Source organism: Pseudonocardia sp. NPDC046786 (genome assembly GCF_040645415.1).
Taxonomy (GTDB): Bacteria; Actinomycetota; Actinomycetes; order Mycobacteriales; family Pseudonocardiaceae; genus Pseudonocardia; species Pseudonocardia kongjuensis.
Genome location: NZ_JBEYYF010000047.1, coordinates 1 through 12576 on the forward strand (window position 1 = coordinate 1; position 12576 = coordinate 12576).

Here is a 12576-nt window from a genome sequence, read left to right on the forward strand (position 1 = left end):
CCGCGGGGCGACAGGTAACGGGCGAGCGAGCCTGGCCGGCGCCTCGGAGATCATGGCTGCAGACCTGATCTCCTGCCGAGATCAAACAAGTTGGTAACGGGGGCACCACCGCGCGACCGACCACGGCGATGCGCGGACCGCGCATCGCCGTCAGTCGCCGGCCAGATCCGCGACCTCGCGCTCGAAGTTCTGGATGGACAGCTCGTTCGAACCGTAGAGCAGTGTGTGTCCCGCCGGCGCGTGATCCAGGTTTGTCTGAGCTGCGGCTGCGGCGCGGTAGTCCTCCGTGCCGATGACCTTCACCTGGTAGTCGTGGATCTCCTCCCACGGTCCGGGATCCGCCGAGTCGGGGATGTCGCCTGCGCGGTAGGTCGTCACGATCGTGAACGACTTGGCTGGCGTCTCGCCAGGGAACACCCGGTAGGTCAGGTAGCTGTCGCCCGGGCCCAGTGCGGTGATGTGAATGATCGTGTTCGGGAACAGTAGGTGTACGGCGCTGAACGGCCGCCGGGGCCACTCCTCGCGCGGCTTGCGCGCGTCGTCACTCATGCCGATGGGTGCGTAGCCGATCCGATGGTGGGGTGGGAAATGGTGGTAGACCATGGTGTCGTTGACCGCGGCGCGGCCCACGGTGTCCGGGTGCAGTGTGCGGAGGTGATAGCTCTCGCCGTACGTGTCCACTGCGTACTTCCAGTTGGCGGCGGCGTCGATCCGGGTGCGCTTAATCGGCTTCGCGGTTGCGAGGCCGAGCATCTTGAGCTCGGGCGCGAAGCTTCCCAGGAACTGGTCGGGGTTGATCGCCTCGGCGGCCGCATCGGCTACCACGAGGATCATGCCGTGCCGTTCGACGACCGGCACGGTGACCAGGCCCAACTCGGTGCGATCGACGCCGTCGAAGCTGGACGCCCCCGGAAGGCCGACGAGCTTGCCCTCGAGATCGTAGGTCCAGCCATGGAAGGGGCAGGTGATCCGCGATCCGCCCCGGCACGTCTCGACGATCTTCGACGCCCGGTGCGGACACATGTTGAGAAAGGCTCGGACGGTCATGTCGCGACCCCGCATCACCAGGATCGGTGGACCGGCCTCTTCGAACAGCATCTTGTCACCGGGCTGCGGGATGTCGCGGCTGAGCCCAGCGAGCAGGGGCAGGGCCCGGAAGATCGCGCGCTTCTCCGCGGCGTGCCGTGCCGGGTCGGTGTAGCTCCTCGCAGCGTTCCGCTCAGGACCGTCGCTGCGGTCGGTCGAGCCATGGATCACATGGTCCATGAGTCGGGCCTGAATCTCGGCGGCGATGCGAGACCGCCGGCGGGTACAAGGGTCGACCGTCTGTTCCACGTCCAGACCGCTGGTCACATCTACTCCTCTGCGGACTTCGCCCGGTGGGCGCCAGGACTGCCGGATCACGGGACGTGAGGGAACCTGTCTTTCAGCGGCGTGACTCCACCGGCGACGAGCACGCCGGTGTAGCTGTTGCGGATGCGGTGGCCGCGCACCGCTGCGTACTCCGGGCTGTCGTACCACTTCTTGGCGCTCCCGAACGTCGGGAACTCGATGAGGACGACGCCCTGGATGTCCTCGCCCTCCAGTACCTCGAGATGGGTGTAGGCGGAGTGGACCGTCGCGCCGGTGCCCTCGAGAGTCGCCTTCACCGCATTCGAGTACGCGACGTGCCCGGCCTTGTCCCGGAACTCGTGGCAGAAGTAGATGAGGTACGCGGACACGCGAACTCCTTCCGCAGGCAGTATGCTTACTATTTGAGTGAGAAGTGTATATCGAGAGTGTGTTATAGATTAAGTGCTCAATTGCATCCGTGTCAACGGGAATCAGAGGCAGCCTGTGGGAGGGGTGCCTGGTGTTCGGACCCTCGCGAGTCCGATCGACGATCGGCGGGTCGGTCGACGTACCACCCGCCGAGCCGCGGGGCCTCCACTTCGGGCGGCCACGGCGATACGGTCCACAGCCAGCCGCGCGGCCGGGCCCGGAGCACTGCCGGAGCGCCGCTGCGTCGCACCCCGGAGACGCGCGGGCTGAGCCGCGGCTCCGCGAGCGGAGGGAGCCGGAAATGTCGGGCGGAGAGCAAACGAGCGCTGGATCGAACAAGGGCGGCGCGTCCGCGGACTCCCTGCTACCCCAGGACGTCGTGCGCGACCTCGCCACCGTGCTGGCCGGAGTCGTCGGGGATCGGACGTCCGCGATGGACGCGGCGGTGCCGACGGTAGCCGGTCGCACGCTGACCGAGCGTGTCACATTGGTGCGCGACGCGCTGCTGGCGGACCTACCCGACGGCTATCGCGCCTTCGCGGGCGTCGTCCGCTCGGCGCTGGGGGACCCGGCGTTCGACCGCTGGATGATCTGGCCGGTCACCGAGGCCGTGGCGGTGCGCGCACTCGACGGCACTGCCGAGCATTTCAAGGACGGGCTCGACCTGCTCGCCGCACTGACCCCTCGACTTACCAGTGAGTTCGCCGTCCGGCACTTCCTGCGTGTCGATCTGCCGACGGTGCTGGAGGTGGCTCACGACTGGACTGAGTCCGCGGACGCCAAGGTTCGTCGGCTCGCCACGGAGGGAACCCGCCCGCTGCTGCCATGGGCCAAGCGGGTGCCGGCGCTGCTCACCGACCCCGCTGCGACCGGTCCGCTGCTCGACCGCCTCTACCTGGACCCCGACGAGGGGGTGCGTCGCTCCGTGGCGAACCACATCAACGACGTCAGCCGACTGGATTCGGGGGTGGCCGTGAGCGCGACGCGCCGCTGGACCTCCGCCACTCCGGACGAACACACCACGAGGCTCGTGCGGCACGCGCTGCGGACCCTGGTGAAGGCGGGGGATCGTGACGCGCTCGCCCAGCTGGGCATCGGAGACGGTGCCGCGGTAACGGTCGACGAGCTGGCGCTCCACACCCCCTCCGTCCCGATCGGCGACGCGCTGGAGTTCACCGCCACGCTGACCAACACCGGTGAGCGGAGCGAGCGTGTCGTCGTGGACTACGTGATCCATCACCGGAAAGCCGACGGTAGCCTTCGGCCCAAGGTCTTCAAGCTGTCGAATCGGACGCTCGGGGCGGGTGAGACGGTCAGAATCCGGCGCCGGCACTCGTTCCAGGTCGTGACGACACGCGTGTACCGGACCGGAGACCATCTCATCGAGCTCCAGGTCAACGGGGTCCGTAGAGACCGCCGCGAGTTCCGTCTCGAACCACCGCTCGGCGCGGGCTGACCGTCGCTGACCCGGAACCGATGGCGAGGGTAGCCCGGTGTCGTGACCTCTGGTCCGGCGCCGCCGCCCCGACTCCGGCCGCCGCTGGAGGGCTGCATGCCAGCCGGGCGGCGGCGGTGGGGCACGCGAGGTCCACGACGTCCCTGCCGGGTCACCAGTCATCCCGCTCGGTGGCCAGTGCGGCACGTGCCGGACCTCGGTCGCCGACAACGCCGGAACGTCCCGAGCTCGTCGACCCGGGGACGAGCGCGCGTCCCGATCCCGGGCGCCTCGGTGTCGACCGCGTCCCGAGACGGGGGTCAACGGCGTCGCGGTCGAGCGGGTAGCGACGGTCGTAGCCCGGTTGCGGGTTGACGCGGCGTACACATCTGAAGCGCGCAGTTGACAGGCAACTTCGGCAGCATATAATCAGATGGAATCTCAGAATAGCACATATATGCTTATATATTGAGCATAATTCTCAAAGGGGAGGGTGCTGCGTGTGGCAGATTGAAGAGCTGTCGCACCCCGGGAGGCTGTGGCCGCGAGAACTCCGGCAGGCGATCCCGATGGGACCGGGCGCTCAGTCAGGAGAGCCTCGCTCCGGGGATCCCTCCGGCCCGGCGGCGATCGCCGCGATCGCGATGCCGCCCCAGAAAGGGACGCCGCGTCGTCGAGAATCCGCCCCCTGGGGCTCCCAGGCGCTCGGTGGCGCGACAGGCGAGGAGCCACCCCTGGTTCGGAGGGCCGCGGGGGAGTACGGGGAACCGTCCACCTGCGAATCGCCCCACGTTCGACGACGGGTGATCCGCCAGGGACGGTGCGGGTTGCGAAACGCGCGACCTGGTCCCGCGAGCTCAAGACACGATCCACATAACCCAGCAACGGAGGGCCTGTATCGATGACCGCATACCTCATCTATCTCTGCCACGATGTCACGGACCGCTCGGGCCTGGAGAAGTACTGGGAGGTCACCCAAGCCACGTTCCGCGGGCAGAAGTCGCGGATCCACACGGCGTACACGCCGCTCCAGGTGCTGGAGGGCGACGCGACCGTTCATGGCGTCGTCATCGCCGAGTACCCCTCGTTCGAGGCGTGCCGGGCTTGGTATGACAGCCCCGGTTATGTCGCCGGGCGCCAGCACCGGTTGCGCGGCGCCGACTACCTGGGTCTGCTCGCCGACGGCTCGGCTGACGGTCCCGCCACAGATGCCGGGGCGGTGGCCCCCGACGCCGGCCTGGACGTCTCGGCCGGTGTCGGGAAGTACGTGCTGCAGCTGCTGCCGGGGGAGGCCCCGTCGGACACCGAAGACTCACTAGGGGAGGCGGCACTCTCCGTCACCAACCGGGTTGACATCCTCGAGGGTGATCGGCCGGTATCCACTGTGGTGCTCGCCCGGTTCGACTCGGAAGAGCCCGCACGGGAGTGGCTCGTCGGCCGCCCCGCCGTGAACGGCGCGCTCACCCTGCTGATCGACGGTGGCTGGCTCCCTCCGGAGAAGCGCATGCCGCACCTGACCGCCCGGTCCTCCGCCCTCGCGTGATTTAGGAGAAGGAGCACGATGTCCGTCAGCTTCAGCGGCCCGGCCGCCGATGTGGTGTCGGCGATCAACACCGGTGACACGGAGGGTGTCCTCACCCCGCTCGCCGAGGACGTGATCGTCAACGACCGGCACCGCCTGATGCGCGGTCGCGACGCGGTTCGGGACTGGTACGAGCGGGAAATCGCGGACGGGGTGGTGACCATCGACGTAGCCGACGTTCGCGAGCACTACGGCGACTGGATCGTGAGCGGTCCGGTCACAGGAGTCCCCGACGAGGATCGCCTTGCGCTCTACTTCTCGATCCGAAACGACATGGTCGTCCGGCTGGTGGTACTGCCGATGGCCGGCCACCCGCTCGACCCGGCCTGATGCGCACCCGCAGTCGACCGATACCCACCGTTCCAAGGAGGGCACGATGACCCAGAGCGCCGAGCACACCGCCATCCCTGTCGACGACACCCCACCGCAGGCGATCAATCACATCGACCATGTGGGCATCATCGTTCGCAAGGAGAACGTCGAGAAGTACGTGTCCCTGCTCAGCAGGGTCCTGAACATCACCTTCGACGAGCCCATCGTCAACCAGGACACAGGCGTGATCGCCGTGCTGTCCTGGGGTTCCGGGTTCGAGATCATGGCGCCCACCCGCGAGGAGGGTCCCTACTGGGAGCGCCTCCAGCGCTTCGGTGAGGGCACTTGCACCATCGTGTTCGGTGTCCCGGACATCGACGCGGCGATCGCCCACGCGGCGGAGGAGGGGGTGGAGCTGGACTTCGAGGTGAAGCTCGAGGGCGACGAGCCATGGCTGGAGCGGTTCTCGCAGTTCCGCGAGGCGCGCCTGAAGGCCTTCGACGACGACGTCGCGCTGAGCCTGACCCTGTCCCAGATCGAGCCCAAGTGACTCGCGCCGCCGGAGGGGCATCCATGGATCTTGACATCCCACGGCCGGTGGCCGACATGATCGATGCTGCCAATCGCTTCGACACCGACGACTTTATGGCCCCGTTCGCGCCGGATGCGATGGTCAACGACCGGCACCGCCAGTTCTGGGGCGTGGATGCCATCCGCGCCTGGTGCGAGATCGAGATCACCGGCGACCATGTGACGATCACGCCCGTCGATGTGATCCACCACTATGGCGATGTGATCGTCACAGCGGAGGTCGACGGCGACTATGACAAGAGCGACCTGCCGCCCGTACTGGTGCTGCAGTTCTACCTCTCGCTGCGGGCGGGGAAGATCGTGCAGTGCATGCTGCTGCCGGTCGGCGGGCGCAAGCTCAGCAAGGCGACCGAGACCAGCGAGGCCGCCACGCCGTACGCCGATCCGGTGCCCACAGGACTCCCGGGCTGACGGACGCCTGCTCCATTCCACTGGCTGCACACGTCATTACCCGCCCACGTCATCGACCGGCAAGGAAGTTCATGTTCGCAGTTTTCGCTGAGCGCGCTGATTTCGACGACCCCGTTTCCGCGGTGCGTATCGGCGAGCAGCCTCCACCGGCAACGCCCGATGGGTGGATCAAGGTGTCGATCAAGGCTGCCGGCCTCAACTGGCACGATCTGTGGACGCTGCGCGGTGTGGGGATGTGGCCGATAGTGCCGCCGGTCGTGCTCGGCGTGGAGGGCGCGGGACATCTTGAGTCCGGTGAGCCGGTGGTGGTGTACCCGCTCGTCACCGATCCGGACTGGCGCGGTGACGAGACCCTGGACCCCACCCGGCACACGTTCAGCGAGAAGCTGCCGGGCACATTCGCCGAGCACGTCATGGTGCCTCGGAGAAACGTGCTGCCGCTACCGGAGGGCCTGGGGCTCGTGGAGGCGAGCGTGCTCGGCACGGCGTGGCTCACGGCGTACCGGCTGCTGTTCACCAAGTCCGGGCTCGTACCCGGGCAGACGATGCTCGTCCAGGGCGCCTCGGGTGGTGTCGCGACCGCGCTGATCCAGCTCGGCCGGGCCGCTGGTATTCGGGTGTGGGTCACCGGCCGCGACATCGAGAAGCGGAAGCTGGCCGAGCGGCTCGGTGCCCACCGGACCTTCCGCACCGGCGGCGAACTACCGGAACAGGTGGACGCGGTCTTCGACACCGCGGGGGCGGCGACCTGGGCCCACTCGATCGACTCGACGCGGCCGGGCGGCACCGTCCTGAGCTGTGGCGCCGCCACCGGGGCCACTCCGGAGACGGCGCTGCGGAGGGTCTTTCGGGACCAGATCTCCATCCGCGGCAGCTACCTCGGCACCAGGGACGAGATGCTCAGGATGATCTCCTTCCTGCATTCGGCCCAGATCACGCCCGTGGTCGGGCGGACCCTGCCGATGCAGGACGCAAGGGAGGGCTTCAGCGACATGTGGCACGGACGTACGGCAGGAAAGATCGTCTTCACGCGCTGACCGGCCTGCCTGGCGGCGAGATCACCTTCGATCTTGCGATGGGGCATTTTTGGAGCCGGAACGGGCCCCTACTGAGCCGATCGCCGCTCGGTCTCGCTGTGGTCTCCCCAATGCCCGCGTAAGAACGGCGGCGACGACCGAGTGCGAGCTGTGACCGCTGCAGCGGGCCGGCGGACGGGGTGCCATCGCCGGCGGTGATGCCGACTCGGTCGCCACACCGTGCGCTCCGGCCCGAGGGTGCGCACCTGCTGCTCGACCGTGAGGTGGCCCTCGCGACGCCTCGCGGTGGAGCTGGGCTCGGCCTCTGCAGGTGCCATGGCTCCCGGCTGAACTCCGCGTCGGGAGTTCGCCGCGGGTTCACGCTCCGCCGTCGTCGGCTGGGCCCGGTCATCGCACGGACCGCGCCCGGTGACGAGGAGGCACACTCGCAGTCCGCACAGTCGTTGACACGCGACCTATGCCACCTCTAATCTCGACAGTGTTCTCATATAGTACTTGTGTTGCGCAAATAACAAGCACTACTGGCGAACGAACAGGAGCGGATCGTGCAGCAGGCCGACGGGGCGACGCTCATCCCCGGAGAATCCGCGATCGCAGCCACGGTCCGAGACAAGGTCCTCGTCGCGGATGGTGTTGTACTCCTGTCGCTGGAGAGCGAGTCGGGCGGCGCCCTCCCTCCGTGGCTGCCCGGCGCCCACGTCGACCTGGTTCTAGGACCGTCGCTGGTGCGTCAGTACTCGCTGTGCGGCGACCCCGAGGACCTGTCGTGTTACCAGGTGGCTGTCCTGCGCGAACCGGACGGTCGCGGCGGATCGGCCTTCATCCACGACTGGCTCGCCCCCGGTTCGTCGGTCGAGGTGCACGGCCCGCGTAACCACTTCGCGCTGGTCGACGCCGAGGAGTACCTCTTCATCGCCGGCGGAATCGGCATCACCCCAATGCTGCCGATGATCGGAGCTGTGGCGGCCCGCGGGGCGCCATGGCGGTTGGTCTATGGAGGCCGCTCCCGCACCTCGATGGCCTTCGGTGGGGACCTGAGTCACCGCCATCCCGACCGTGTCACGGTACTGCCGCACGACGAAGCGGGGCTGCTGCCGCTGGCTGAGCTGTTGCCCGGCCCGACCGCGGGACAAGCCGTGTACTGCTGCGGGCCGAGCGCGCTACTCGAGGCGGTCGAGGACCGGTGCCGGAGCTGGCCGCAGGGCGTGCTGCACGTGGAGCGCTTCGCGCCCAAGCAGGTCGACCCGACCGGACCCGACAAGGCGTTCACGGTCGAGCTTGCTCTCTCGGGCAGAACCCTGGTCATCCCGCCGGAGGGCAACCTGCTCGATGCGCTCATGGCCGAGGGCGTCGACGTCGTGATGTCCTGCCACGAGGGCACCTGCGGCACGTGCATGACGACCGTGCTCGGGGGTGTCCCCGATCATCGGGATTCCGTCCTCACCGAGCGTGAACGCGCTGCGAACAACGTGCTGCTGCCGTGCGTGTCGCGGTGCATGTCCGACACCTTGATCCTCGATCTCTGACGGCTCGGCCCCTCGAGACCTAACAGCGCCTCATCCACCTCGTCACCACCACGGAAACGCGAACGGAGTCTGCGATGACGGAGACCGAGCCGATTGACGCCGCCAACCAGGAGGGGAGCGGACGCTGCCCTCTCGACCCGTGGGACGAGCTGCAGTACGACCACCGCGGCACTCGCACCAGCCACTCGCCCCACGAGCTGTGGCGCCGGCTGCGCGAAGAGCGCCCGGTGATCCACAGCGACAAGTACGACGGGTTCTGGTTCGTCTCCCGCTACGAGGACGTGCGGACCGTGCTGCGGGACTGGCGCTCGTTCACCTCGACCGACGGTATCGCGCTGCCCTCGCACGCCATCGTCATGCTGCCGGGTGAGGTCGACCCACCACTGCACCAGCAGTACCGGGCGCTCATCAACCCGTTGCTCACCAAGGAAGCCATCGCCGAGCACGAGCCATGGGTCCGTGAAATGGCCCGTGAGTGGATCGCGAAGCTGCCCGAGAACACCGAGTTTAACCTGACGACCGACTTCTGCCAGCCGTTCGCCAAGCGGGTGGCGCTGAGGGTGATCGGTTACCCCGAGGAGGATCTCGCCGCGCTCGACCACTGGGGCACGCTCGTCGCGCACGGTGCCCGCAGCGACGAGGAGGGCCAGCAGGCCTACGCCGAGTTCTTCAAGCTCTTCACCCAGGCGCTGTCCCGCCGTGCGGAGGAGGGCCCGGCTCCCAACCTGATCTCCTCCCTCGTCTTCGGCGAGATCGACGGCCGTCGGCTCACGGACTCCGAGCAGCAGAGCATGCTGCTGGAGATCACCTTTGGCGGCCTGGACACCACCAGTGCCGTACTCGCCGGGGCGCTCGTGTGGTTGGCAGGTCACCCGGTCGACCGTGCTCGGCTGCGCGCCGAACCCGACCTGTGGGAGACCGCGGTCGAAGAGTTCGTGCGCTACGTCACCCCCGTCTCGTCGATGGCCCGGGCCGCGACGAAGGAGGTGAAGCTCGGTGGCTGTCCAGTCGGCAAGGGAGACAAGATCCTTGTGGGCTATGGCTCGGCGAACCGGGACACGTCGGCCTTCGACAAGCCCGATGACGTGGTGCTCGACCGGTCGCCCAACCCGCACGTCGGCTTCGGCTTCGGTCCGCACCGTTGTGCCGGCTCCAACCTCGGCGTGCTCGGGGTCAGGATCGGCCTGCAGGAGTTTCTCGCGGCCTTCGAACATTTCGAGGTCACGGACTATTACGCGCTGCGCTGGAGCCAAGGCGAGAGCCGCGGACTGCAGGAAGCCCCGATGACCGCGCGAAGGGCCTGAGCCCTTCCTTACTCTCCGACCGGCGTGTAGCCGGCCTCGGCTCTCACGAAAGGAACCCACCATGGGACGTCTGGACGGCAAGGTCGCCTTCATCACCGGCGCGGCCCGGGGGCAGGGCCGGTCGCACGCGGTGCGCCTGGCGGAGGAGGGCGCGGCGATCATCGCGGTCGATCTCTGCGAACAGATACCTTCCGTGTTCTACCCGCTCGCAACCAAGGACGACCTCGACGAGACCCAACGGCTGGTCGAAGCCGCCGGTGGGCGGATCGTGACCGCGGTCGCCGACGTGCGGGACCGGGACGCACTGCAGGCCGCCTACGACGAGGGCGCACGCGAATTCGGGTACATCGACGTCATCCTGCCCAACGCGGGCATCATGCCCGTCCTCGGCCCGGGCTTCGAGGAACAGGCCTGGCACGACAGCATCGCCACGATGCTCACCGGAGTCTGGCATACCCTCGAGGTCGCGGTCCCGCCGTTGATCGCGCGCGGCCAGGGCGGCGTCGTGATCATCACCAGCTCCAGTGCCGGGCTGAGCAGCATCGGTCTCAACACCGCGCCGGGGCAGGCCGCGTACGTGGCCGCGAAGCACGGGGTCGTCGGCCTGATGCGGCTCTACGCTTCGCAGCTCGCCAAGCACTCGATCCGAGTAGTCACCGTGCACCCCACTGGGGTGAATACCCCGATGGTTGTCAACCAGGGCTACGACGAGTTCATGCAGGCCAACCCGGAAGCCATGAACAATCCCAACTACAAGAACCCGATGCCGGTCGAGCTCATCGACCCCGTCGACATCAGCAACGCGATCGTCTACCTCGCCTCCGATGAGGCACGCTACGTCACCGGGGTCACCTTCCCGGTCGACGCCGGATATCTCAACCGATGATCACCGAGGACAGGATCCTGGTCGAGGGCGGGTGGCGCGCGCCCGCCTCGCGGGAGACGGTGCAGGTCATTTCACCCTCGACCGAGGGCGTCATCGGACAGGTCCCGGACGTGGGCCCGGCGGATGTCGATGCCGCCGTGAAGGGAGCTCGCCGCTCGTTCGACGAGGGTGTCTGGCGACGTCGCAGCGTCGAGGAACGCACCGACGTCCTCGGGCGGGCGCTCGATATGCTCGAACCTCAGATCGAGGAGATCGGCAAGCTCGTCACCGGCCAGATGGGTCTGCCCACCAGCATGAGCGGTCAGGTGCTCGCAAGCGGGATCGCCACCGGCCGCTACTTCCTCGACGTGGCCCGCAACGAGCCCGTCTCGGAGGTCCGTCGAGGTCAGACGCTCGCGGTGGTCGTGCGGGAGCCGGTCGGCGTGGTCGCCTCGATCGCGCCGTGGAACGGCCCTTTCAACTCGTCAATCACGAAGATCTTTCCAGCGCTCGCGGCCGGCTGCGGCATGGTCTACAAGCCCGCGCCAGAGACGCCGCTCGACTCGTTCCCCGTGGTCGAGGCACTGCTCGCGGCTGGTGTGCCCGCGGGGGTGCTCAATCTGGTGACCGGTGGCGGCGACACCGGGCGGGCGCTGGTGGCCCATCCGGGTGTCGACAAGGTGAGCTTCACCGGATCGACAGCCACCGGCCGGGAGATCGGGGGGGAGTGCGGACGCAGTTTCAAACGGATGCAGCTGGAGCTCGGTGGCAAGTCGGCGGCGATCGTGCTCGACGACGCGGATCTGTCCATCTCGCTCCCGGGCCTCGCGGGCGGGGCGTTCTTCAACACGGGGCAGGTCTGCGCGTCTTACTCCCGCATTCTCGCGCCCCGTAGCCGCTTCGACGAGGTCGCTGAGGCGATGGTGGCCGCGGCTGAGTCGTTCGTCGTCGGGGACCCGTTCGACCCGGCCACCACGCTGGGACCGCTCGTCTCGCAGCGGCAGCGGGAGCGGGTCGAGCACGCCATCGCGACAGGCATCGACGAGGGGGCGAAAGTCGTCGCCGGTGGCGGGCGGCCGGACGGCCTGGAGAAGGGCTGGTACATGCAGCCCACGGTGTTTGTCGGCGCGTCGAATGCGATGACCATCTCCCGTGAGGAGATCTTCGGTCCGGTCGCCGTGCTGCTGCCGTACGACACCGTCGAGGAGGCTGTCGCGATCGCCAATGATTCGGACTACGGACTGCACGGCGCGGTGTTCACCACCGACGAGGAGCGTGCGGCACAGGTCGCTGCGGGCGTGCGGACCGGCAGCTTCAGCGTGAACTCATATACCTACAACGTCGAAGCCCCCTTCGGCGGGGTGAAGGCCTCCGGCGTCGGGCGCGATACCGGGCGGGAGGGGCTGACCTCATTCTATGAGCTGAAGACAATCAACATTACGCCGGGAATGGAGCCCTTGTACGGAGCTTGATTCCCGAGGTCAAGGCAAGGTTGCGGGCCGGGCAGCGCCGCGTGTTCCGGCCGTGGGTGGTCGAGCCCGGGTTGTGGCTGCAGTGGGACTGGGGCGAAGGACCCCGGGTCAACGGGCGCCGCACGAATCTGTGGTGCGCCTGGCTGGCCTGGTCCCGGTTCCGGGTCGTGCTCGCGGTCTGGGACTGAAGTGACACCCGTCAGCCGGACACCTCGTTCTGTGTCGTGAGCTGCTGCTCGTAGGTCGCGGGGCTGAGGTTGCCCAGCCGGGAGTGACGGCG

Annotated in this window: 12 protein-coding genes and 1 pseudogene; 11 read left to right on the forward strand and 2 right to left on the reverse strand. The window is 67.9% G+C overall.

Annotation, left to right across the window (positions count from 1 at the left end):
* Positions 1–150: 150 nt before the first annotated feature.
* The gene (locus ABZ881_RS30230) at positions 151–1353 is read right to left on the reverse strand and encodes an aromatic ring-hydroxylating dioxygenase subunit alpha (RefSeq protein WP_358489346.1); all 1203 of its coding nucleotides are present in this window, start codon (positions 1351–1353) and stop codon (positions 151–153) included.
* Positions 1354–1400: 47 nt separating this feature from the next.
* Positions 1401–1721 carry a DUF1330 domain-containing protein gene (locus tag ABZ881_RS30235; protein ID WP_358489349.1) on the reverse strand — a complete coding sequence of 107 codons (321 nt, stop codon included), beginning with the start codon at positions 1719–1721 and terminating at the stop codon, positions 1401–1403.
* A 419-nt stretch (positions 1722–2140) separates the two neighbouring features.
* On the opposite strand from ABZ881_RS30235, the gene ABZ881_RS30240 reads away from it, so the two are divergent.
* The 11 genes and pseudogenes from ABZ881_RS30240 to ABZ881_RS30290 form a co-directional block, all read left to right on the forward strand.
* A complete protein-coding gene (locus ABZ881_RS30240) occupies positions 2141–3217 on the forward strand; it encodes a DNA alkylation repair protein (protein ID WP_358489351.1) in 1077 nt (358 codons plus the stop codon).
* Between the two features lie 880 nt (positions 3218–4097).
* Positions 4098–4739 carry a DUF1330 domain-containing protein gene (locus ABZ881_RS30245; RefSeq protein WP_358489353.1) on the forward strand — a complete coding sequence of 214 codons (642 nt, stop codon included), beginning with the start codon at positions 4098–4100 and terminating at the stop codon, positions 4737–4739.
* 18 nt (positions 4740–4757) lie between these two features.
* Positions 4758–5108: a hypothetical protein gene (locus ABZ881_RS30250; protein WP_358489355.1), complete on the forward strand. Its 351-nt coding sequence runs from the start codon at positions 4758–4760 to the stop codon at positions 5106–5108.
* Between the two features lie 46 nt (positions 5109–5154).
* A complete protein-coding gene (locus ABZ881_RS30255; RefSeq protein WP_358489357.1) occupies positions 5155–5640 on the forward strand; it encodes a hypothetical protein in 486 nt (161 codons plus the stop codon).
* Positions 5641–5663: 23 nt separating this feature from the next.
* Entirely contained in the window at positions 5664–6092 is a 429-nt protein-coding gene (locus tag ABZ881_RS30260) for a nuclear transport factor 2 family protein (protein WP_358489358.1), read from the forward strand.
* A 71-nt stretch (positions 6093–6163) separates the two neighbouring features.
* Positions 6164–7129 carry a zinc-binding dehydrogenase gene (locus ABZ881_RS30265; RefSeq protein WP_358489360.1) on the forward strand — a complete coding sequence of 322 codons (966 nt, stop codon included), beginning with the start codon at positions 6164–6166 and terminating at the stop codon, positions 7127–7129.
* Between the two features lie 545 nt (positions 7130–7674).
* The gene (locus tag ABZ881_RS30270) at positions 7675–8655 is read left to right on the forward strand and encodes a PDR/VanB family oxidoreductase (RefSeq protein ID WP_358489361.1); all 981 of its coding nucleotides are present in this window, start codon (positions 7675–7677) and stop codon (positions 8653–8655) included.
* Between the two features lie 74 nt (positions 8656–8729).
* Positions 8730–9959, forward strand: a complete 1230-nt coding sequence (locus ABZ881_RS30275) for a cytochrome P450 (RefSeq protein WP_358489364.1) — start codon at positions 8730–8732, stop codon at positions 9957–9959.
* A 61-nt stretch (positions 9960–10020) separates the two neighbouring features.
* Complete coding sequence (locus ABZ881_RS30280) at positions 10021–10845, forward strand: mycofactocin-coupled SDR family oxidoreductase (RefSeq protein WP_358489366.1); 825 nt, start codon at positions 10021–10023, stop codon at positions 10843–10845.
* Positions 10842–12296, forward strand: a complete 1455-nt coding sequence (locus ABZ881_RS30285; protein WP_358489368.1) for an aldehyde dehydrogenase — start codon at positions 10842–10844, stop codon at positions 12294–12296. Before ABZ881_RS30280 ends, ABZ881_RS30285 begins: the two co-directional genes overlap by 4 nt.
* An 11-nt stretch (positions 12297–12307) precedes the next feature.
* A pseudogene (locus ABZ881_RS30290) lies at positions 12308–12478 on the forward strand (IS21 family transposase); the annotation flags it as partial.
* Between the last annotated feature and the right edge of the window lie 98 nt (positions 12479–12576).